The sequence below is a fragment of the Pacificispira sp. HM-600 genome (assembly GCF_977993705.1).
On the sequence record NZ_OZ388079.1, the window covers coordinates 3,304,716 to 3,327,477 of the forward strand.

16 protein-coding genes and 1 pseudogene are annotated in these 22,762 nt (G+C 68.3%); 7 read left to right on the plus strand and 10 right to left on the minus strand.

All coding sequences use genetic code 11. The features are described from left to right. Positions 1-18: 18 nt before the first annotated feature. Positions 19-495 (minus strand): DUF805 domain-containing protein, encoded by a 477-nt coding sequence (locus ACXZ1E_RS15810; protein WP_458042959.1) that lies wholly within the window; start codon positions 493-495, stop codon positions 19-21. Between the two features lie 120 nt (positions 496-615). Next, positions 616-741 (minus strand): annotated as a pseudogene (locus tag ACXZ1E_RS15815) (DUF2510 domain-containing protein); the annotation flags it as partial. A gap of 82 nt (positions 742-823) precedes the next feature. On the opposite strand from ACXZ1E_RS15815, the gene ACXZ1E_RS15820 reads away from it, so the two are divergent. Then, positions 824-2,104, plus strand: a complete 1,281-nt coding sequence (locus ACXZ1E_RS15820; RefSeq protein ID WP_458042960.1) for a glycoside hydrolase family 3 N-terminal domain-containing protein — start codon at positions 824-826, stop codon at positions 2,102-2,104. 154 nt (positions 2,105-2,258) lie between these two features. Here ACXZ1E_RS15820 and ACXZ1E_RS15825 read toward each other — a convergent pair whose 3' ends face one another. From ACXZ1E_RS15825 to ACXZ1E_RS15835, 3 genes are all read right to left on the minus strand, one after another. Then, positions 2,259-3,713, minus strand: coding sequence for a DUF222 domain-containing protein (locus ACXZ1E_RS15825; RefSeq protein ID WP_458041390.1), 1,455 nt, complete (start codon positions 3,711-3,713; stop codon positions 2,259-2,261). A 217-nt stretch (positions 3,714-3,930) separates the two neighbouring features. Then, positions 3,931-4,644: an SOS response-associated peptidase gene (locus ACXZ1E_RS15830; protein WP_458041391.1), complete on the minus strand. Its 714-nt coding sequence runs from the start codon at positions 4,642-4,644 to the stop codon at positions 3,931-3,933. Positions 4,645-4,684: 40 nt separating this feature from the next. Then, positions 4,685-5,107 carry a DUF2000 family protein gene (locus ACXZ1E_RS15835; protein WP_458041392.1) on the minus strand — a complete coding sequence of 141 codons (423 nt, stop codon included), beginning with the start codon at positions 5,105-5,107 and terminating at the stop codon, positions 4,685-4,687. A gap of 49 nt (positions 5,108-5,156) precedes the next feature. Between ACXZ1E_RS15835 and ACXZ1E_RS15840 the strand changes: the two genes are divergently transcribed. Further along, positions 5,157-5,972 carry a helix-turn-helix domain-containing protein gene (locus ACXZ1E_RS15840; protein ID WP_458041393.1) on the plus strand — a complete coding sequence of 272 codons (816 nt, stop codon included), beginning with the start codon at positions 5,157-5,159 and terminating at the stop codon, positions 5,970-5,972. Between the two features lie 143 nt (positions 5,973-6,115). On the opposite strand, the gene ACXZ1E_RS15845 is transcribed toward ACXZ1E_RS15840, so the two are convergent. Together ACXZ1E_RS15845 and ACXZ1E_RS15850 are read right to left on the minus strand one after the other, a co-directional pair. Beyond that, positions 6,116-7,150 (minus strand): App1 family protein, encoded by a 1,035-nt coding sequence (locus ACXZ1E_RS15845; protein ID WP_458041394.1) that lies wholly within the window; start codon positions 7,148-7,150, stop codon positions 6,116-6,118. A 5-nt stretch (positions 7,151-7,155) separates the two neighbouring features. Further along, a complete protein-coding gene (locus tag ACXZ1E_RS15850; protein WP_458041395.1) occupies positions 7,156-7,821 on the minus strand; it encodes a DedA family protein in 666 nt (221 codons plus the stop codon). Between the two features lie 41 nt (positions 7,822-7,862). Here ACXZ1E_RS15850 and pabB point away from each other — a divergent pair, with 41 nt between their 5' ends. The 5 genes from pabB (at position 7,863) to holA (ending at position 16,268) form a co-directional block, all read left to right on the plus strand. Next, the gene (gene pabB, locus ACXZ1E_RS15855) at positions 7,863-9,206 is read left to right on the plus strand and encodes an aminodeoxychorismate synthase component I (protein WP_458041396.1); all 1,344 of its coding nucleotides are present in this window, start codon (positions 7,863-7,865) and stop codon (positions 9,204-9,206) included. A 102-nt stretch (positions 9,207-9,308) separates the two neighbouring features. Continuing rightward, entirely contained in the window at positions 9,309-11,927 is a 2,619-nt protein-coding gene (leuS, locus tag ACXZ1E_RS15860; RefSeq protein WP_458041397.1) for a leucine--tRNA ligase, read from the plus strand. A 186-nt stretch (positions 11,928-12,113) separates the two neighbouring features. Continuing rightward, a complete protein-coding gene (locus tag ACXZ1E_RS15865) occupies positions 12,114-12,797 on the plus strand; it encodes a ComEA family DNA-binding protein (protein WP_458041398.1) in 684 nt (227 codons plus the stop codon). 2 nt (positions 12,798-12,799) lie between these two features. Further along, entirely contained in the window at positions 12,800-15,139 is a 2,340-nt protein-coding gene (locus tag ACXZ1E_RS15870) for a ComEC/Rec2 family competence protein (RefSeq protein WP_458041399.1), read from the plus strand. A gap of 73 nt (positions 15,140-15,212) precedes the next feature. Continuing rightward, positions 15,213-16,268, plus strand: a complete 1,056-nt coding sequence (gene holA / locus ACXZ1E_RS15875; RefSeq protein WP_458041400.1) for a DNA polymerase III subunit delta — start codon at positions 15,213-15,215, stop codon at positions 16,266-16,268. A 157-nt stretch (positions 16,269-16,425) separates the two neighbouring features. On the opposite strand, the gene rpsT is transcribed toward holA, so the two are convergent. The 3 genes from rpsT to ACXZ1E_RS15890 all read right to left on the minus strand — a co-directional run bounded on the left by rpsT (position 16,426) and on the right by ACXZ1E_RS15890 (position 22,631). Next, positions 16,426-16,686, minus strand: a complete 261-nt coding sequence (rpsT, locus tag ACXZ1E_RS15880) for a 30S ribosomal protein S20 (protein ID WP_396643019.1) — start codon at positions 16,684-16,686, stop codon at positions 16,426-16,428. Positions 16,687-16,808: 122 nt separating this feature from the next. After that, the gene (locus tag ACXZ1E_RS15885) at positions 16,809-17,657 is read right to left on the minus strand and encodes an alpha/beta fold hydrolase (RefSeq protein ID WP_458041401.1); all 849 of its coding nucleotides are present in this window, start codon (positions 17,655-17,657) and stop codon (positions 16,809-16,811) included. Between the two features lie 174 nt (positions 17,658-17,831). Next, positions 17,832-22,631: an ExeM/NucH family extracellular endonuclease gene (locus tag ACXZ1E_RS15890; protein ID WP_458041402.1), complete on the minus strand. Its 4,800-nt coding sequence runs from the start codon at positions 22,629-22,631 to the stop codon at positions 17,832-17,834. Positions 22,632-22,762 lie beyond the last annotated feature (131 nt).

Here is a 22,762-nt window from a genome sequence, read left to right on the forward strand (position 1 = left end):
TCGGAGGGCGCGGCTTGCTCAGGGGTACTTCGAGGGCTGGCACCACAGCACGATGAGCGCGATGCCGCCGAAGGGCACCAGGGACAGAAGGATCCACGCCCAGTGCAAGCCGGCGTCGCGGAGGCGCCGCACCGAGAGCGCGAGGGTCGGGATCAGGATGCCGAGTCCCCAGGCGAGAAACCCGAGACCCGAGAGGTAGCCGAGGATCGGCACGACGCTGAGGAACATCAGGCCGATCGTGATCAGCACGGAGAAGAGGGTGAAGTACCAGAACTCGGCGCGCGTGGCTCGGCCCTCGAACATCGCATAGCGCGTGAAGACGACGCGGATGGCATCGCCCATGCCGCGTACGAGCGGCCGCGTGTCTGCGGGGGAGCGCCACACGCCAAGGGGTGGCGGGGTGTATCCCGAACCGAGCTGACCGCCGGTACCGGGAACGAGCGGGCGATAGACGGATGCGGGTGATATCGATCCGGGGGCCGCCCGTGTGGACACAGCTGATCCGGTCGGGACGACTGTGTACGGCGGCGTCGCGTACGGCGGGATGCTTGTCTGCGTCGGGGGAGTCGGAGACTCGGAATGGAGCAGCGCCCGTGGTTGCGCCCCGGGTGCCGCCGGTACGGGCGAGGTCTGGTTTGACCAGGAGAGTCCGTCCCACCAGCGTCGTTGACGGGCGTCGGCCGGGTCGGGATACCAACCTGCGGGGGGCGGGGATGAAACGGGCGGGGGTGAGACGGCCATGGTGCTCCGAATCGGTGGCGATGTATCCACTATTCAACAGCACCGCGTCGCGTCGAATCACCACGCCTAAGCTGGATCGGTGATGCAACGGCGCGGAACCCTCACCGCTGTGGCGGCGGCTGTCGCGCTGCTGTGCGTCGCACCGTCCGCGGCTGCTGCCCGTGCCGCCTCGCCGGAGGTGACTGCTGCGGCTGCCGCGTCCGCATTCGTCGCAGCCTCCGCATCGCCGTCCTCGGACGCGGCGTCCTTTGATTCACCGTCCACGGAGCCGACCGCGACGGATTCTTCCGCAGGGGTTCGCGTCGTTGCGGGCGACGATGCGGCGCTGGCCGAGCGTGCGTCCGCCATCGTCGCGGCGATGAGCCCGCGCCAGAAGGCCGGCGCCGTCGTCATGGGGCATCTGCCCTCCACCGATCCCGCCGCCGTGCGCAGGTACATGGAGCAGACGGGCGCGGGCGGCTTCATCGTGATGGGCGCGAACGTGTCGGGTTCCGAGTCGGCGCTGCGCGCGCTCGCGCAGTCAGCCTCGCTCGATCCCGCACTGCCCGCACTGGTGGCCGTCGACCAAGAGGGCGGCGATGTGCGCCGGTTGAAGTGGGACGACTTTCCGTCGTCGCTGACGCTGAAGTCCGCGCCGCCCGAGTCGACGACCGCGGCTTTCTCGGGACGCGGCTCTCTCGTGGAGCGCGCCGGTATCGATGTCAACTTCGGGATCGTCGCGGACTACACCGACGATCCCGGCTCTTTCATCTATCGCCGCTCGTTGGGGACGGATGCCTCGGCTGCCGCCCCACGTGTCGCTGAGGCGGTGGCGGGTGAGGCGTCCTTCGTCGATTCGACGCTCAAGCACTTTCCGGGTCACGGCGCGGCCCCGGGCGACTCGCACCGCACGATTCCTTCCACGGACATGTCGATCGACGCGTGGCGCGCCGGCGAAGCGCTGCCGTTCCAGGCGGGCATCGACGCCGGGGCTCAGCTGGTGATGTTCGGGCACCTCGCGTACACGTCGGTGGATGCTGCCCCGGCTTCGCTGTCGGTGGCCTGGCACGACATTCTGCGAGACGAACTGGGGTTCACTGGAGTTGCGATCACGGATGACATGGCGATGCTGGAGGCATCCGGAATCGCTGCCTATCGGGACCCCGTCGCGAATGCGGTCGCGGCTCTGGTCGCCGGAAACGACATGGTGCTGGGCGTAGCGTATTCGTCGGTGGAGCGTGCGAATGCGGTGATCGACGGAATCACCGGTGCCGTCGCGTCGGGGGCTTTGTCTTCGGAGCGTTTGGACGAGGCCGCGACACGTGTCGTCGCGCTGCGCCTGAGCTCGGCGACTGCCGGCGCCCTACCCTGCAGCGGCTGCTGACGAGCTCGCTCAACGACCGGGGTGTCGTTCGTTGAGCGAGGAGGGCAGCGACGAGTCGAAACGGTGGTTGTCGGCGGTGTCGTTTCGTCTCGCTGTGCGCGCTCAACGAGCAGGGTTTGTTCGCGGGTGAGGGTCAGAACGGCGCGGGTGATGGTCAGAACGGGATGAGCTCGAGCGGGTCGAACTGGAGCTCGTCGAAGTCGATGTCGTCGGGGTCGAGTTCCTCGGGCACCCGCGTCGTCGAGGCGGGGATGGGGTCGTTGGGTATCTCGTGTTCGGGGTCGGGTGCGAATTCGATGGTGCTGACCGGTGTGTCGATGTAGATGCGGCCGGTGGGGCTGGTCCATTCGAGGATTCCGCCGGGGAGTTGTCGGACGGTCCAGGCGGTGTTGTGTTTGAGCGTGTGATGTCTCTCGCAGAGGCAGGCGAGGTTGCAGACGTCTGTTTGGCCGCCGTGGGCGTGGTCGATGGTGTGGTCGACATCGCAGCGTTTGGCGGGCATGCGGCATCCGGGGAATCGACAGTGTTGGTCTCGGACGGTGAGGTGTCTTCGTTGCTGCTCGCTCGGTCTATATCTGTCGACGGCGAGCACCTGGCCGGAGATCGGATGTGTGAGGATCCGGTCCCAGCCCGGTGCCTGCGCGGTGAGCATGCAGGCCGTTTCGGGATCGACGGGGGAGTGTCCGACGAGGAATGCGCTCTCGTAGGGGTCGGTGATGCGCTTCTCGATGAGCGACATGACCGGGACGGTGATCTGGACGGTGGCGCGGATCGCTCCGAGGTCGGTGTGGCCGGTGGGTGCGGCGGTGAGGAGCAGGTCGCCGAGGATGTCGGCTCGGATCTGGTCCGTCGTGCGGACATCAGGTGAGTCCGTGGGCCCGTCGTCCCCGCATCCGCCTGCGTCGGTAGTCGTGCCCGCGGACCCGTCGCCCGCGCCAGTTTCGACGCGGCGTGCATCAATGACGGTTCGTGCCATTTCGCTGAGGCGGTCGTGAACGCCGTGGGCGATGACGGCGGGGAGGATCGCGCGAAGCTCAGCCATGCCGTCGTCGAGGTCGGTGACCCAGACGGTGCGGTCTTCGACGGCGCGGCGGTGGCGTTGTTCGAACGTGGTGTCGGCGTACCATTCCGCCCGCCGCTTCGCCAACGGCGTCAAACGGGTTGCGGATTCGGTCGCTGCGATCTGCAGGACGTCCTGTTCGAACTCGCCCCGCATCTCTGGCGTCTCGATGACGGTCCCGGCCGTGACGATCGCCCGGACGTGCGCCGCCGAGATCACCCCGGCATCCAGTGCTTCCAATGTCCCGGTGTAGTCGTGCACGAGGGTTGCGGCTTCACCCATTTGTCGTTGCACGGTGCGGTCGCTGACCCGCAATGCGGCGCCGATCTCGGCCGCGATCGACCGGTGCGGGAAACCGGCATCCGACCCGACCCGACCGGTGTCGGCTTCTTCGGTCCAGTCCGCCGCGATGGTTTGTGCCTCCGCCAGCGCGCGGGCTTCCTCAGCATCGAGCCGGGCTTTCGCGGCACGGATCTCGATCAGTTTCGGCAACAACAGGTCCATCCGCGCGTCAGCCCGAAGACGGGCATTCACTGCGGATTCGGTCATGACTACATCATCCGACCAACCACCGACACTCGACCCCCGAAAACAACCCCGATCAGGCCTTCGCACATGAGAAGAACATGAGAAGAACCCGAGACGGGGGATGCGCCGCTCAAGCCGGCCCAGCGGCAGCGAGTCCTGGACTACCTGTCACAAAACGCTCTATCTGATCGCGAAATGCAGCAGTCTGTGACGGCTCGATCACCGACGCGGCGTGTGATTACGACGCCAGCGGCTCGATGAGTTCGGGCCCGTTATTGCGGACGTTGCCCACCGCCCGGCTGACGACATGATTGGCGAGCGTCGCGGCGACGGATGGTGCGGCGTCGATCGCGGCGTCGAGGATGTCGCCGATGTTGTCGGTGTCGGTATCGAGCCAGGCCTCGGCGTGGTCCATGTCGACGAACAGCGGCATCCGGTCGTGGATCGAACCGAGGTCGCCGATCGAATCGCGCGTCAGAATCGTGAAGCTGAGCACCCAGCGCGCCGGGTCGTCGTCCGCAGCGGCGGGGTTCTTCCACCACTCGTAGAGCCCCGCCATGAGCAGGGGCGACTCGTCCGCCGGGTGGATGTAGTGCGGCTCTTTGCCGTCGTCGGTCGTCTTCCACTCGTAATAGCCCGAGGTCGGCACGATCGCGCGACGCTTCTCGAGCGCACCACGGAACATCGGCTTGTCCTCGATCTCCTCGGAGCGCGCGTTGAACGCGCGCGACCCGATCGAGACATCCTTCGCCCAACTCGGCACGAGGCCCCAGCGCGCGGCCTCGAGGCGTCGGGTCGGAGGGTCCGTCTTTGCCGAGTCGAGGACGATAGCCGCCCGGTCGGTGGGAGCGATGTTGAACGACGGTGCGGGCAGGTCTTCGGCCACCGTGTCGACATCGAGCAGGGCCGTCAGATCGGCCGGAGGTCTGGTCACCACGAAGCGTCCGCACATGCCTCAAACCCTACGCCGGGCCTCCGACGCCCCGCGGCTGTTACCGGTGCCGCGGCACGCCCTTGAGGATGCGATCGACGACGTTTTTCGGACCGTGGATAGCGACTCCCACCAGATCGAGGTCAGCGCCCGCGGATGCCGCGACCACTTCTCGATTCGCCGCGTCATGCCCCGTCGCGAACATCCCTTTCACATAGACGGCCACGCGAATCTCGCGAGCGACCGCCTTGGCGCGCACGGCTCGAAGTGTCTCGACATCTCCCTGCATCACCATGACCGGTTGCCCCAGCATCGCCAGGTACTCCGTGCCATCCGCATCCGCGTAGGGATCGCCGAAAAGTGTGACATCAGCGGCGATCCCGCTCGAGAGGAACGCGGCGACGTTGACCGTCTGCCACGGCTCGAGATCATCCCGCAACACGAGGGCGATGCGGGTGGGAAAGCGCACGAGTTCGTCAACCATGCTCCGATCCTCGGCCCCCGGCATGCGTCGCGTCTTGTACGTTTCTGGCATGGATCCCGACACGTGGATGCGGGCTTGGCACCCGGCCGTGCCTGCCGTGCGCGAGGTGCTGCACGCCCGGATGACCCTCCACGCCTACCCGGCCCACACCCACGCGGACTGGACGTTGATGCTGGTGGACGAGGGAGCCGTCGCCTACGGACTCGGTGGACGACCGAGGATCGCGGATGCTCGCTCGGCAACACTTCTTCCTCCCGGAATTGCCCACGACGGACGCGCGGCGCCCGACAGCGCGGGCTTTCGCAAGCGCGTCGCGTACCTGAACGCGTCCTGGCTACCGGAAGCTCTGGCGGGACACGCGGTCGATCAACCCGATCGGATCGACATCTTCGAGCCGACGCGTCGTGCTCATCGGGCCTTGGCCACGCCGGGAGAAGAGCTGGCGGCCGAGGGCGCGCTCGTCGAGAGCGCTGACCGTCTGGGCGCGGCGCGCGGTCGGACGATGCAGCCGACCCGAGACCGTGCAGCATCGCGTCGGCTCCGCGATCTGTTGGAGTCGCGGCTGACCGAGGGGATCACCCTCGTTGAGGCGAGCCGCCTATTGGACGCCGACCCGAGCCACCTGGCGCGCACGTTCACGGCGCACTACGGACTGCCGCCGCATCGCTACGTGACGGGTCGCCGTGTTGATGTAGCCCGCGGTCTGCTGCTCACAGGTATGAGGCCGGCGGCGGTCGCCGCGGCGGCCGGATTTCACGACCAAGCACATCTGACGCGGCACTTCCGTCGGGTGCTCGGCACCACCCCCGCGCGTTTCGCGCGAGACGGAACAGGGCCGGGCACCGTGCCATCGCCCATTGCGTGAACGGGTCCTCTGTCGGCCGGTCCGAGCGATGCTTGTGCCGGGGCACCGGACCACATTCCGGTGGAACTCGTCAGCAGAGGCCTTTATAGCTCCGATCCGGGCGGTTCGCGCAAGGTTCTCCGGAGTGTTGTCCGCGTCGAGGGTCAGACGAGGCCCGCGCGCTCCAACTTGTCGAGGATGCCCGCGCCGTCCGACGCCGTGACCCACGGGGCCTGGGCATCCGAATGATCGTCGATGGTCTGACGTCCACCGGCCAGCACGGCCTCGGTGGTCGAGAGGCGACGGATCGCAACGGCGGCGACGTGCCCCGAGTGATCCTTCGCGAACTCCGTGTAGATCGACTCGTCGTGCTGCCCGTCGTCGCCGATGAGTAGCCACTGCACCTGCGGGAACTCCTCAGCGAGGCGGCGCAGGTTGTCGAGCTTGTGCTCGCGGCCACTGCGGAACCACCGGTCGTGCGTGGGACCCCAGTCGGTCAGCAGGATGCCGCCCGGCGGGAAGAGGTGTCGGGAGAGGAAGCGAGTCAGCGTCGGCGCGATGTTCCACGCCCCGGTGGAGAGGTAGATCATCGGGGCGCCGGGGTGACTACGCACCAACCGCTCGAGCAGCACGGCCATGCCCGGAACGGGCAGACGAGCGTGCTCGTCGACGACGAACGAGTTCCACGCGGCGACGAGGGGACGGGGGAGCGCCGTCACCATGACGGTGTCATCGACATCCGACACCACGCCGAACTTCACATCGGACCCGACGATGAACACGCGCGCCTCTACGGGCTTGCTGTTCTCGACGGACAGTTCGAGCGTCTGCCACCCGGGCTCGAGCTCGGCTTGTATGACCGTGTCGACCACGCCCCCGCGGTCAGACACGACGGTGTGCGTGCGACCCGCGATCGTGATCTTCACCTCGGAGTAGCCGACGGGGATGCCGACGAAGCTGCGCCATCCGCGGAGGCTGCTGATCTCACCCGACTTCGTGTCGCGGGGTGGGCGGACGATCAAGACTCGTCCGACGACGCGCACCCAACCCTCGCCGCCGTACCCGGGGAACGGGACGATGCTCGCGCTCAACCCGCGGCGGCGAGCACGCTTCTCGCGCCAGGCATGAAATCGGTGCTCGAGTCTTGCCAACCAGAGGATCTTGGCGGGACGAGCGGGGGCCTGCGTCGAAGTGGGCATCGACCTCAGTCTTTCATGCCCTCCGGTGCATCCTCATCGTGCAGGTGACGGCGTTCGATACGTTCGATGACCTTCTTGCCAACAAAAACGAGCACGATGAACAGCACGATGATGCCGACGAACAGGTAGCCCGCGAAGTGCACGGTGTCGGCCAGTTCGCGATACGTGCCGGCGGCGGCCGCCGCGACGGAGACGTAGAGCGTTGCCCAGAGGATGCAGGCGGGTGCTGTCCACGCCAGAAAGCGCCGATAGGGGTAGGCGCTCATCCCGACCGTCAGCGGTACGAGTGAGTGCAGCACGGGGAGGAAGCGCGACAGGAAGATCGCCGGCCCGCCGCGACGCCGGAGGTAGCGCTCCGATCGTTCCCAGTTCTTCTCACCGATACGCGCGCCGAGACGAGAGGCGCGGATGCGTGGGCCCAGCCATCGTCCGATCCAGAACCCGATGCTCTCGCCGATGAGTGCCCCGATCACGACGGCTACCCCGAGCAGGACGCCCTCGATCGGCGACGACACCGCGGTCGCGGCGACGATCACGATGGTGTCGCCGGGAACGATGAGACCGATCAGGATGCTCGTCTCGAGCATGATCGCAACGCCCGCGAGCAATGTCCGCAACACCGGGTCGACGCTCTGGACCGAGTCCAGCAGCCACGAGAGGAACTCGTTCACGCGTCGAGCCTACGATGCTCAGGTACCCGTACCCTGGGTGCGTGCCACAGGATCTCGACGTCGAGTCGCTCGCCGACTGGATCGAGCCCGCCGAGGCGTTCGCAGCCCTGGAATCGTCGCATCCGAACGTTTTCTGGTTGGACGCCGGTGCCGACGCCGAATCAGGCTGGAGTTTCGTCGGATTTGGCCTGCCCTCGGCGGTCGCCGAGGTACGGGATATTCACCTGGCCGGGGCTGCCGGCGAAGCGGATGGCCCAGACCGCGAGTGGCCCGCGGGCCCGTTTCGGGGCGGTTGGGTCGGCTGGTTCGCGTACGACGTCGCGGCCGAGCGCGCCGGTGCCCCGGCCCGCGGCGCCACGGGGGAAGCAGGCGAGGATGCGTGGATGCACGTCAGCGCCTGGTTCGCCTTTGATCACGCCGGCCGCCGGGCGTGGGCCGTTTCGTCCGGGACGGAGTCGGCGTCGTGGGCGGAGGAGGTCCGAGCGGCCGCGAGCGTGACAGCCGAGCCTGTCGCGCCCGTCGACCCCGCGTCCGCGTCCCCCGTACAGCGGTCCGCCACCTCCCGGCACACCCCCGTCGAGTACGAGGCCCTGATCGCACAGTGCCACGACGCGATCCGCGCGGGTGATGCCTACCAGCTGTGCTTGACGACGCGGTTCGAGGTCGAGACATCCGATTCTCCGGTCTCTGTCTATAGACGACTGCGCGGCTCGAGCCCCGCACATCACGGCGGGTTCGTGCGGATCGGCGGAGTCAGCCTGCTGAGCGCGAGTCCCGAGGAGTTTCTCGGCGTTCGCGACGGCATCGTGCGCACGCGCCCGATCAAGGGCACCCGGCCGCGGGGCGCCGACCCCGAAGCCGATGTTGCCCTCGCCCGCGAACTGCTCGCGAGCGAGAAGGAGCGCGCCGAGAACGTCATGATCGTCGACCTGATGCGCAACGACCTGTCACGGGTGTGCGAGGTCGGCACCGTGCGGGTCGAGGCGCTGCTCGCGGTGGAGACGTACCCGCACGTCCATCAGCTCGTCAGCACGGTATCGGGGCAGCTGCGCCCGGGCAGCACGGTCGGCGAACTTCTCGACCGCGCCTTTCCGGCGGGGTCGATGACGGGGGCGCCGAAACTCTCGGCCATGACCATCCTGCAGAAGCTCGAGGTGGGGGAGCGCGGGATCTATGCCGGATGCTTCGGGTGGATCGGCCTCGACGGCACCCTCGATCTCGCCATGGTCATCCGCTCGATCGTCATGCGCGATGGCCACGCCGTCGTCGGAGCGGGCGGCGGCATCACCTGGTCGTCCGTTCCTCTCGAAGAGGTGCGCGAGGTCGGCATCAAGGTGCGGGCACCACTCGCCGCGCTCGGCGCCGCGCTGCCCGCCGGCTGGTAGGGGCAACCGCGCTCATCTACCGCCCGGCGAGCGGCGCAGGCGGGTCCGGTAACCTGGAAAGCGCCTGTGCGCATCCCGAACCCCCCGCTCGATTGGTTTTCTGTGTCCCAGACCGTTCCCACCGACAACGCTCCCGACGCCCCCGGCGATGCCCAGGGCGACGGCGCGCGCTACGACGCCGCCGCGATCCAGGCGAAGTGGCAGGCCGCGTGGGAGGCGAAAGACCCGTTCCGGGCCGGGGGAGAGGGCGACACCCGCCCCCGTAAGTACGTGCTCGGGATGTTCCCCTACCCCTCGGGCGACATGCACATGGGCCACGCCGAAAATTACGCCTACGTCGACACGGTGGCCCGCTTCTGGCGCCACCGCGGCTATAACGTGCTCAACCCGATCGGGTGGGACTCGTTCGGCTTGCCCGCCGAGAACGCGGCCATCCAGCGCGGCGTCGACCCGCGTGAGTGGACCTACGCGAACATCGGGCAGCAGAAGACGAGCCTGCGCGCCTTCGGCACGTCATACGACTGGAGTCGCGTGCTCCACACGAGCGACGACGACTACTACCGCTGGAACCAGTGGCTGTTCCTGAAGCTCTACGAGCGTGGGCTCGCCTACCGCAAAGATGCCCTGGTCAACTGGGACCCGGTGGATCAGACCGTGCTGGCCAACGAGCAGGTGCTGCCGGATGGCACGTCCGATCGCAGCGGCGCGATGGTTGAGAAGAAGAAGCTCACGCAATGGTTCTTCAAGATCACCGACTACGCCGACCGTCTGCTCGATGACCTCAACCAGCTCGAGGGATTCTGGCCGCAGAAGGTCATCCAGATGCAGCGCAACTGGATCGGTCGCTCTATCGGTGCCGACATCGACTTCGAGATCGAGGGTCACCCCGACACCGTGACGGTGTTCTCGACGCGCCCCGACACGCTTTACGGCGCGACGTTCTTCGTCGTCGCGCCCGATTCCGATCTCGCGCAGGAACTGGTAGCCGGCGCCGATGCTGAGGTGGCCGAGCGTTTCGTCGCCTATCTCGCAGACGTCCGCCGTGCGACCGATATCGAGCGTCAGAGCACGGATCGCCCGAAAACCGGTGTTTTCCTGGGCCGCTACGCGATCAACCCGGTCAACGGCGCCCGCCTGCCGATCTGGGCGGCCGACTACGTCCTCGCCGATTACGGTCACGGCGCCGTCATGGCCGTGCCCGCGCACGACCAGCGCGACCTCGACTTCGCCCGCGCGTTCGACCTGCCGATCACCGTCGTGGTCGACACCGCCGCCCCGATCACGGGGGCGATTCCGGTGATCGAGCTCGACGACGAGGGCGTTCCGATCGATCCGGGTGCCGACGCATCCGGTCTCGACGACATCGACCCCGCACGCACGGGCGTCGCCCTGACGGGGGAGGGACGCATGATCAATTCGGGTCCGCTCGACGGGCTCTCGAAGCGCACGGCCATCGCCCGCAGTGTCGAACAGCTCGAGTCGATCGGAAAGGGTCGCGCGGCGAAGTCGTACCGCCTGCGCGACTGGCTGATCTCGCGCCAGCGTTTCTGGGGCACGCCCATCCCCATGCTGCACATGGACGACGGCTCGATCGTGCCGGTTTCCGAAGACCAGCTCCCGATCCGTCTGCCCGACGTGCAGGGTCTCGACCTCACGCCCAAGGGTGCCTCACCCCTCGGTGCCGCCGAGAACTGGGTCAACACGGTCGACCCGGCCTCCGGTGCACCCGCCCGTCGCGACCCCGACACGATGGACACGTTCGTCGACAGCTCGTGGTACTTCCTGCGCTTTCTCTCGCCGGGCAACGACGAGAAGGCATTCGACCCGCGCGAGGCCCAGCGCTGGGCGCCCGTCGATTCGTACATCGGTGGCGTCGAGCACGCCATCCTGCACCTGCTTTATGCACGCTTCATCACCAAGGTGCTGTTCGACATGGGTCTGGTGGACTTCACCGAGCCGTTCTCGTCGCTGATCAACCAGGGCATGGTGACGCTCGGTGGCACGAAGATGTCGAAGAGCAAGGGCAACCTGGTCGAATTTGCCGCGAGCATGGAGTCCCCGGGTGCCGACGCGGTGCGCGTCGCGATCGCTTTCGCGGGCCCCGTCGAGGACGACATCGAGTGGGAGGATGTCTCGACCGGTGGTGCGCAGAAGTTCCTCGCCCGGGCTTGGCGCGTGGCGAACGACGTCGACAGTGACCCCAGCGTTATCTGGGCCGAGGGCGATCCCGCCCTCCGCCGCGTGACCCATCGCTTGCTCGCGGATGCCCCGAACCTCGTCGAGCAGACCAAGTTCAACGTCGTCATCGCGCGCCTGATGGAGCTCGTCAACGCGACGCGCAAGGTCATCGACACGGGCGCGGGACCCACCGACCCCGCCGTTCGCGAGGCCGCCGAGGTCACCGCGATGGTCCTCGACCTGTTCGCGCCGCACACGGCCGAAGAGATGTGGGAGCTGCTCGGCTACAAGCCCTTCGTCGGTCTCGTGCCCTGGCGCCAGGCCGACCCCATGCTGCTGGTCGAAGAGAACGTGACCGCGGTCGTGCAGGTCGACGGCAAGGTGCGCGGCACCCTCGAGGTGCCTGCTCGCATCGGCACGGAGGAGCTCGAGAAGCTCGCCCGCGCCGACGAGCGGATCGTGCGGGCGATCGGCGAGCGCGAGATCGTCAAGGTCATCGTGCGCGCCCCGAAGGTCGTCTCGATCGCGACCCGCCCCGCCTGATCCCCGCGCCCCTGGCCCCCTGAGCGCGAGACTTCACCTGTGTCACGTTTCGAGGGTGAAAAGCTGACATTGCTGAAGTCTCGCGCTTGCGCCGTCGTGTCCTCCCCAGCGGGGAGGGCGCGCGAGGTGCCACCGATGTGAGCGGTGAGCGGATGGTGGGGGCCGCGGCATCCGTAGCGTGACGGCGTGGCGCGCGACAACCCTCCGAACTCGGCCGCCGACGACGACTCCCTGAGCGGCGCGGAAGACGCCTATGTGCGCGCCTCGCCGCGCGCCCGGGCGATGGTGGGTGCGGTCGTGGTCGTTTTGCTCGTTGCGCTGGGCACAACGGTGGTGGTCGGGATCGTGCAGTCCGGGACGAGTTCACCCGAGGTGGTTCCGCTCGACGATTCGTCGGGCCTCGCAGGCGAGGAGGCGTCAGGCCTCGCGGGCGGGGACGTGTCGGCGAGCGTTCTCTACGTGCACGTGTCGGGCGCCGTAGCTCGGCCCGGACTGTATCGGCTCGAGGCCGGCGCGCGCTTGGTCGACGCCGTCGCCGCGGCGGGCGGATTCGCGGAGGGCGCCGACGATGCCGGAGTAAACCTGGCGCGTCCGCTGTCCGATGGTGAGCAGATCGTCGTGCCGGTCGTCGGGCAGGCGCCGGCCGCCGCCTCCGGCAGTGGCGGGACGGCGAGCGATGCCCGCGTGAACCTCAACACGGCCACCGTCGCCGAACTCGACACCCTGCCGCGGGTGGGCCCGGCCATCGCTCAGCGGATCATCGAGTGGCGCGACACGAACGGACGCTTCTCGGCGGTCGACGATCTGCTGTCGGTGCCGGGCATCGGCGAGAAGATGCTCGAGTCGCTCCGGCCCCTCGTTGTGCTGTGAACGTGGCCGGGCGCAGATCCCGTAGTCAGCACCCGCTGGTCGTCCCGGCGGTCGCCGCTTGGGTTACCGCGCTCGTTCTGGTTGTCATTCCTTCCGCCGCCGCGTGGGTGCCTCTCGTCGCCACCGCCCTGCTCGTGCTGGTCATGGTCGGGCTTGTCCGTCGCCCGTCCCTTGCGTTGCTCATCGCGGCCCTCTCGATCGTTCTCTCCGGATGTGTCGCGGCTCAGGTCGCGATCGCCGACGGAGCACGGGCGCAGGTGATCGCCTTCGCGGGGGATGGGGGTCGCGCCCTGGTTGTCGAGGCGATCGTGAGCACCAAGATCGAGCCGGCGACGGGGGACTCGGTGCGTTTCGAGGTGGACACGCAAGTTGTGCGGGCAGGCGGACGGCAGCTGGAGACATCCGTCCCGCTCGTCATCTGGGCCGACGCCAGTGTGCTGGCCGACATGCAAGCCCGGGATGCGCTGGATCTCGGAAGCAGCGTGACTGTGCGGGGCGCGGCGCGTCAGACGGATGCGGGGGATCGGGCCGTGCTCATCGTCTTCGCGACCGCCGTCGAGGTCGAAGCGGCACCGCCGGGTGCACTGGGCGTGACCGCAGACCTGCGCAGGAGTTTCGTCGACCGAGCTTCGACGTTGCCCGGTGCGGGCGGTGGGCTCGTTCCGGGACTCGCGGTCGGAGACACCTCCGCCGTTGGGGATGCGCTCAGCGAGCAGATGCGCACGAGTTCGCTCAGCCATCTGACCGCGGTGTCGGGCGCGAACTGCGCGGTTGTCGTGGCGCTGACATTCGCCCTGACTGGGTTGTTACGGATGCCGCGGTTAATCCGCATCCTGCTGTCACTCGCTGCTCTCGGATGCTTCGTCCTGCTCGTGACACCCGAGCCGAGCGTCATGCGGGCGGCCGCGATGACCACGATCGCGCTGCTCGCGCTCGCTGTGGACCGGGCAGGCGCGGGGCTCACCGTGCTCGCACTGGCCATCGGGGTCTTGCTGATCAGCGACCCGTGGTTGTCGCACTCGCTCGGCTTCGCGCTGTCGGCCGCGGCGACCGCGGGACTGCTTGTGCTGAGTCGTCCCCTCGCCGCGGCGTTTTCGCGCGTCCTGCCGGCACCCCTCGCGATCGCCCTGTCTGTTCCGGCCGCCGCGCAGCTGGCGTGCGGGCCCCTGCTCGTGCTGATCGATCCGAGAATTCCGGCATATGGCGTCGTCGCGAACCTGCTCGCGGGACCGGCCGCGCCCGTTGCGACGCTCGTCGGGCTCGCGGCTTGTCTGTTCGGCTTCGTGCCGCCGCTTGCGGATCTTCTGACGTGGATCGCCTGGGTTCCCGCATCCTGGATCGCGGGCGTCGCGGCGGTCCTCGCCGATTTCCCCGGTGCGAACCTGCCGTGGCCGGGTGGCGTGGTGGGGGCGGTCGCACTCGCCGTAGCCAGCGCGGCGCTGGTATTCGCGCTCGTGGTTCGGCCGCGGACGGCGCTGGCCCGACGCGCGCGGGCGGGCATCACGTTCATCGTGGTCGCGGTATCCGGGGTTGCCGTCGGGGGAGTGCTGCTCGACCGGCCGCTCGCGCCGCTGACGGTGCCCGCAGAGTGGAGCATCGCCCAGTGCGACATCGGGCAGGGCGACGCTGTGCTGCTCCGCTCGGCCGGCCGGGTGGCGTTGATCGACACGGGTGCCGATGTCGGGCTGCTCGAGGATTGCCTGGCCCGGGTCGGGGTGGCCTACGTCGACCTGCTCGTTCTCACCCACTTCGACTCGGACCACGTCGGAGCGGTGGATGCCGTGCGCGGCCGCATCGGCACAGTCATCCACGGACCAACGGGCGAAGCGGCGGAGGAGCGGATGATTGGCGACCTCGTCTCGGCCGGTGCCCGAGCCGTGCACGGGACGGCGGGAATGTCCGGCTCGTTGGGCGCGGCCCGGTGGCAGATCCTCTGGCCGAGCTCCGGACGGTCGCCGTTCGATCCGGGCAATGATCTGAGCCTCGTGCTCGACGTTGCGCGCACGGACGACGGGATGCCTCGCGGCCTGTACCTCGGGGACGTCTCGGCAACCGCTCAGCGCGCCCTCCGGGCAACGGGTCGAGTGCGCGGAACGTACGACGTCGTGAAGGTCGCCCATCATGGCAGCGCGGACCAGGACGCAGATCTTTACCGGGTCGTCGACGCATCCCTCGCTCTCATCGGCGTCGGCGCGGAAAATGACTACGGGCATCCGCGCACCGAGATCCTGGACCTGCTCACCAGCGCGGGCGCGACGATCGTGCGGTCTGATGTCGATGGTCTGGGCCTCGTGCGCCGCGTGGATGGGGGGCTCGAGGTGTGGCGCGAGGGTGGTGGGTGAATCGGCTGACTCCCGGGTCGGAGCCGTCCTCGCGGTGACCGCCGCTGTCGGTCGCCGTCAGTAGGCTGGGGGGATGGCGACACGATCGGCTCGGACACCGGCTAAAGCGGCCGCGAGCCGCATCCCACAACTGTCGTGGCGTCGGCCCGAGCCGGCCCCGATCGTCCTCGTTTCGGGGCCCGAAGAGGTGTGCGCCGAGCGCGCGATCGCGGGCCTTCGCGACTACCTGCGCGCCGAGGATCCGTCGCTCGAAGTGTCGGACGTTCGCGCCGATGCTTACGCCCCCGGGACCCTGCTCGGGGTCACGTCGCCGTCTCTGTTCGGCGAGCCGCGCCTCGTCCGGATCGGGGGGGTCGAGAAGTGTACGGACGAATTCCTCGCCGAGGCCCTGTCGTACCTCGCTCAGCCGCAGGAGGGTGCGACCGTCGTTCTGCGCCACACGGGTGCGAGCGTCCGCGGCAAGAAGCTGCTCGACGCGATCCGCAGCGGCCAGGGCGGAGGAATCGAGATCGCGTGTGCGGCCGTCAAGCGCGATTCCGACCGCTACGACTTCGCCGCGGGTGAGTTCCAGGCCGCGCAGCACCGCATCGCGCCGCCCGCCCTCCGGGCGCTCACCTCGGCCTTCGCAGACGACCTCACCGAGCTCGCCGCCGCCTGTCAGCAGCTCATCGCCGACGTGGATGGCGACATCACCCCCGAGATCGTTCAGCGCTACTACGGTGGCCGGGTCGAAACATCCGCGTTCGCCGTCGCCGATACCGCGATCGCCGGACGCTACGGCGAAGCTCTCGTTGCGCTCCGCCATGCTCTCGCCTCGGGTGCCGACCCCGTGCCGATGGTCGCCGCGCTCGCGTCGAAGCTGCGGTCCATGGCGCGAGTGGCCGGAACGCGTGAGTCATCCGCACAACTGGCCGCACGCCTCGGCATGAAGGACTGGCAGGTCGATCGTGCCCGACGCGACCTGGTCGGCTGGAGCGACGACCAGCTCGGGATGGCCATTCAGGCCGCCGCGCGTGCGGATGCCGAAGTCAAGGGCGCATCGCGCGATCCGGTGTTCGCGCTCGAGCGGCTGCTGACGGTCGTGGCGACCCGCACGCCGTTCCCCGGCGGTCGCGCGCCCCGCCGCTGACCCGCGCGGTCACTGAACCGTTCCCCTGGCAGTAGTTGCGAGCTGTACCCCGCTCAGCCCGCAACGAGTGCCAGGTGAGCCGGCCCCCTCGACCCGCGGCGGCACCAACGACGAAGGCCCGCCCCCTGGGGGACAGGCCTTCGTGAATGCGTTCAGATCAGAGCGCAGCAACCTGCTTGGCGATAGCCGACTTGCGGTTCGCGGCCTGGTTCTGGTGGATGACACCCTTGCTGACGGCCTTGTCGAGCTTCTTGGTCGCGGTGACGAGGGCTGCCTCGGCGGCGGCCTTGTCGCCGGCGGCGGTAGCCTCACGGGTGCGACGGATAGCCGTCTTGAGCTGCGTCTTGACCGCCTTGTTGCGCTCGTTCGCCTTGATGTTGGTCTTGTTGCGCTTGATCTGCGACTTGATATTTGCCACTGTGTCGAGTCTTTCGTTCGAGGAGAGTTTGGATGTGTTTGCCGGCCGGCAGAAGAGGGCTGCCAGGCAGCGATCGTGAGGGTGGGATACCCACACGCAAGCCAATCAAAGAGTCTAGCAGGTCACCGCCGCGGAACCCTGCGCGCCCGACGACCGCCAGCGTCGGTGTCGGTGTCGGTGTCGGTGTCGGTGACGGTGTCGGCGTCGGCACCATCAACATCGTCGGCGTTGGTCTCGCCCGCGGCATCCGTCCCGCCCGCCTCGATAGTGGCGATGGCGAGGTCCAGCAGCGCGTTGAAGACGCGCGGACGCATCGCGGTGACGAGGTGGCTCGTCCTCGGCACGACGACCAATTCGGCCTCGGGCTTCAGCCTCAGAAACAACCGCTCGTTCAGCCGCATCTGGTCGTACTGCCCGTTGATGAACCACACCGGTACCTCGATGCGCCGCAACGCTGTCAGCAGGTCGAGGATCGAGAGCGAGCGCAGGGTGGCATCTTGTGCGTCGAGGGCATAACCGCCGGCGCCGAAATCGAGGCGCGTGTCAGCGGGCAGTGTGCGGTCGAGCACCTTGTTCGTCAGCCACATTCCGCGGTCGGGCAGACGGTTGAAGCTGCCGGCGAGCGCTCGATACGCCGATAGTCCCGCGGTGCGAGGCAGAGCGGTGCATCCGGCTCCGATGAAGGCGGCCACGGGCGGATGCTCGAGGCCACCCACGTACTCGGTGCAGAGCAGCCCGCCCATGGAGTGACCGACGAGCAGCACGGGGCCGTCTTCGGCAGCGCGGTGCACCGTGCGGTCGATGGTTGCGAAGGCCTCGTTGATGTCGAACGTTTCGCCCATGCGCGTGCCGTGTGCGGGTAGATCGATCGCGTGTGCCCCGATGCCGCGCGCCTCGAGGTGCTCGACCTGAGCCCGCCACATCGTCGCTGACGTGCGAATTCCGTGGACGAAAACCACCTGCACCGTCATGCCTCCAGCGTAACTTCGCCGCGCAGGTCTGCTCGCCTGGCAGTAGTCGGGCCTTCGCGCCGGTGTAGACCCCGACTACTGCCAGGCGAGCGGATCCGGAGCAGCAGCGCGCGGCACGGAACCGCCCCCGCGAGAGGTCGCGAGGGGCGGTTCCGGGAGCGCGGGCGCGGCGGGCTAGAACAGCACCCGCACGCCCACCTTCTTGCTCGTCGAACCCTCGACGGCACCGGGATCCGCGGGGACGAACTCCGCGGTGTACTGGTGCTTCCCGCGGCTGAGACGCGGCAGCGTCACCGACGCGAGCCCGAGGCGGCTGACCTTGACCTCGGCCACAACCTTCGAGCCCTCGCGGAACACAACCGTGCCAGACGCGCGTCCGTCAGAAACCGACACGTACCCGATGAGGGTCGCGTGCAGCAGACCGTTGATCTGCAGCGGCGGCAGGGCGACCAGCGTCGTCTTGCTCGTCACGAGCGGCACCGGCTGCTCGATCGTGAGCGGCACCGTGACGGTCGTTCCCGTGGCGGACGTCAGGACGAGGGCGGATGCCCCGTCCGCTGTCCCCGCGGGGATCGTAACCGTGACCGTCGCAGAACCGGCCGTGACCGGCACGGTCGTCAGCACCTGGCCACCGAGAGATACCTCGAGCGACGTCGTCTCGGGCGTGCCGAGGCTCGTCATGTTCAGCCCCGACACGCCGAACGAGACCTCGGTCCCGGCGACAGCCGACTCCGGGGCACCCTGCACGGCCACGCCCTGCTTGGCGTACGACGGCGCGACCGGCGAACCCTCGGCGAGGAAGTCGATCCATGCCTCGTAGTCGAGCAGGCCGGTGTCGACGTAGTCCGATCCTTCGGTGAAGATCCGGAAGTTGTCGCCACCGGTCGCGAGGAACGATGCCGTACCGATGCGGTACTCCGCCGCGGGGTCGAGCGGCGCGCCGTCGATCGTCACGGAGGTGATCCGCGAGCCCTCGGGCAGCGTCGGGTCGAACGTGTAGGTCACGTTGTCCGACAGGCCGAGCTGCAGGTACGGGCGGCTCGGCACGTTGCCCTGCGCATCCCGCTGCCACTGCTGTTCGAGCAGCGTTGTGAACTGCTCACCGGTCAGGGTGACCAGCGCCAGCGTGTTGTTGAACGGCTGGACCGCGTTCGCCTGCGAGAACGAGATCGTGCCGTCCGGCATCCCCGCCACGGCGCTCGCGCCGAACTCGGCCTGCGTGTCGAACAGGTCGGCCCGCAGACCGCCCGGGTTCGTCACACCGATCTGCGCACCGTTCGGCAGCGCCGACAGCGAGTCGAGGATCGAACCCGCAACGAGGTTGCCGAGCGCGGACTCCGACGCACGGTCATCCCGCGAGCCACCGGTCCACACACCAGTCACGAACGAGCCGCCGACGTACGCCGTCGTGATGTCGCCCGACATCTGTGCGACCGCCGTGTTGCCGACCTCGGCCGCGTTGGCGAGCGCTTGCGTGACGATGTCGTTCACCGCTGAGACCCGTGGGTACGTCGTGATGAGCTCGGCGGCGGGCGTCGTGGTACGCGCGACGTTCTCTTGAGCGTGACCCAGGACGTCACCCGTCTCGGGGTCGATCGTCAGCGTGATCTTGCCGATCTTGGCGCCGTACGAACCCGTCTGGACGATCGGGCGCGTCCGGTCGGTGCCGGGGATCGCCGCCGACCACGCGTACTCCTTGTGCGTGTGTCCGGTGAAGATCGCGTCGACCTCGGCCGCCGTGTCCTCCACGATGGCCGCGAAGGCACCATCACCGGCGATCTCCTTCTCGAGGGTCGCGCCTTCCGGTGTCCCGGCGCCAGCACCCTCGTGGTACGTCGCCACGAGCACGTCGGCTTCGCCGTTGCTCTCATCGCCGTCCGACAGCTCGGCCGCGACGCGGTTGACGGCTTCCACAGGGTCGCCGAAGCTGAGCGAAGTGATGCCCGCGGGCGAGACCAGGGTCGGCGTCTCTTCGGTCACGGCGCCGATGACGCCGACGGTCAGGCCGTCGACCTCGATCAACTCGTACTCCTGTAGAACGGGAGTCTCGGTGCCGGCTTCGTAGACGTTCGCCCCGAGGTACGAGAAGTCCGATTCGTCGGTCACGCGTCCCGCGAGGTCATCGAATCCGCGGTCGAACTCGTGGTTGCCCACGGCGGATGTCTCGAGCTCGAGCGCGTTGAGCACGTCGATCGTCGGCTGGTCCTGCGCGACCGACGAGGCGAACAGCGAAGCGCCGATGTTGTCGCCCGCCGAGAGGAACAGGGTGGGTCCGGATGCGGCATCCCGCAGCTGCTCGATGGTTCCGGCGAAGTTCACCGTGTTGGCATCGATACGACCGTGGAAGTCGTTGATGCCGAGCAGCGTCAACTCGACCGGCGGTTCTTCGGCGGTGAGGCCGACGATCACCGGGTCGTGGTCGGACGAACGGTACGGGCCATCCTCGTAGAAGAGCGTGCCGTGGTAGCCGTAGCGGCTGTATTCCAGCGCGACGGATTCACCCGAGTTGATGTTCCAGATGTCGCCGCCCGTGGAGCGGGCGAGTGCCGCGTCGTTCAGCATGATGTGGTCGAGCGAGCCCGACAGTCCCGAGAACGAGTAGCTGGACGAGTCGATCTCGAGCGCGTCTCCCGCGTTCGCGTAGCCCGCGTCGTATAGCACCTGCAGCGGGTCTTCCTGGCTGTACGAGTTGAAGTCACCTGCGAGCAGGACCGCCTCGGTGTCGCCCTGGATCTCGGCGACCCAGTCGCGCAACGCCGTAGCCTGACGCACACGCGACTCGTTCGACGAGCCCTGTCCGTCGCCCGTGTCGGCGTCGCCCGGCCAGGGGCCGGCCGAACCTTTCGACTTGAAGTGGTTCACCACGAAGAGGAAGTTGTCTCCGCCATCTGCCGGCGCGAACACCTGTCCGATCGGCTCGCGAGCGTTCTGGAACGCCTCGCCTGTCTCGCTCTGATTGCCGAGGGCACGCGATTCGCCCACCCGCTCGACGAGGGCCGTCTGGTAGATGATCGCGTTGGTGATGACGTCCTGTCCGGATGCGTCGGGGAGTTCGTCCGACGAGGGCACGAACGCCCACTTCTCGGTCCCCGCCGCGTCGTTCAGAGCAGCGACGAGGGTTGCCGTCGCTTCGTCGGCCGTCTCGCCGAGGGCGGCGGAGTTCTCGATCTCCATCAGGCCCACTACGGAGGCGTCCAGTGCCTCGATGGCCGCGACGATCTTCGACTCCTGACGTTCGAAGTCGGCGTCGTCCCAGGCTCCGCGCTGGTCGCAGCCGGTGCGCACCGTCACGGGCTCACCCGCGGCGGTCGTGTAGGCCGAGCACGAGGCGTTCTCGTCGCCGAGCGTCGTGAAGTAGTTCAGAACGTTGAACGACGCGACGCTGACATCGCCGCCGACGGCCTCGGGGGCCGCGGTGCGCGGGTTCGAGAATTGCACGCCATCGGTGCCCGAGCCATCCGTCGTCATGGGCGCCGTGGGGTTGAGCTTCCACGTGTTGTTGCGGTAGTCGACGACCACGGGTGCCGAGAAGGTCGCGGATGCTCCGACCACGAGCGGCTCGACGAGCGAGACCCACGCGGGGGTCAAGCCCGCGTTCGCGGCGCTCAGGAAGTTGATCGAGGTGCCGTCGTCGAGGGTCACCGCCCGAGCAACGTTCTCGGCCGCGACTGCCGCCGCCTCGGGCGTACCCGGCCGTGCGACATCCGACGGCTGACGCAGCGGCGTCGTGCCGGAAGCGAGTCCGACTTCTCCGTACTGGTTGGTCGAGTACGTGTTCGACACGGTGAAGTCACCCTGCGGTTGCACGAGCATCGACTCGAGAGCCTCGCGCTGGGCAGCATCCGTGGGCCAACCGACCGTCGCAGCAACGGGTGTGATGCCCGCCTCGATGACGGTGGCCGCGCCGGGCGCGACGGTTAGTTCGGTGAGCCCGTTGAACTCGGTCACCACGCCGGTGACGCGCACGGTCTGGCCGGGGGAGACCTCGCCCACCGCGCCGGGCGCGTAGACGAAGACGGCGTCGGAGGCCGTGTGTGTGGTGAGGTCGAGCGTGCCGCCGGTTCCGGCGGTCTGGATCACATACCCGTTGAAGCCGCCCGTCGGGTAGTGCGCCGTGACGACGCCCTCCGTCGTGACGGTCTGACCGGCGAGCGGCGAAGCGTCGCCGGTGCCCTGGATCGCGTCGATCGCGACAACGGTCGGCTCTTGGGGGTCCTCCGGGTCGACGGGCTCTTCCGGGTCGACCGGCTCCTCGGGGTCGACCGGCTCTTCCGGCGTCTCGGCACCCGAAGCGGTGGGGGTAGGCGTTCCGACCGTGAAGTCGACGGCGTTGTCGGCGGTGTTCGCGTTCTGCGCACTTCGCGATGCGCTCGTGGCGTTCTGGGTACCGGGCGCGGGCGCGCTGCCGGCGAAGTCGCTGGCAGGTCCCCACCCGACGAAGTCGACGACGGATGCGGCGCCGCTGGCATTACCGGTAGCGCCGGTCAGGGCGACGTCGGAGGAGACGAGCGCTACCTTTGCGGCCGTGCCACTCATCGCGATCGTGCCGGTGGTGTCGGGCGTCGGCAGAGCGTCCGTCCCGCCGGAGCCCGCGGCCTGCTGCACGAGGTAGTACTCACCGGGCTCGATCGAGCCGGTCAGGGGCGTGCGCGCCCAGCTGTTCCCCGCGGTCGATGCGTACTGAACGGTCCATCCGTCGATGGTGACGGCCTCGTCGCTGGTGTTGAACAGCTCGATGAAGTCGTTCGTGTAGGTCGCGCCGGAGTTGCCGCCACCGCCGTAGACCTCGCTGATCACGATCGCGGCGTCGGGGCTCACGGCTGCGGACGCCGCGAGGGGAGCCGCGCCGATGCCGGCAAGCGTCGTCGCCGACACCGCGATGATCGCGGCGAAGCGGCGACCGCGCGAGCGTTGCGGTGCGGGGGAGGTTGCGAGCGGGGATGTTGGGGGCAGGGGTTGCCGATTACTCGTCACGTGTCGTCTCCACGCGGCTTGGTCACGATCCTGGGGAGATCGCGGGGGAACCGGCCGCACCATTGAGCATTCGTTGCAATCAGGCGATTGCGCAAGTATCGATGTGGTGAACAAACTCTCATCGTTTGTTT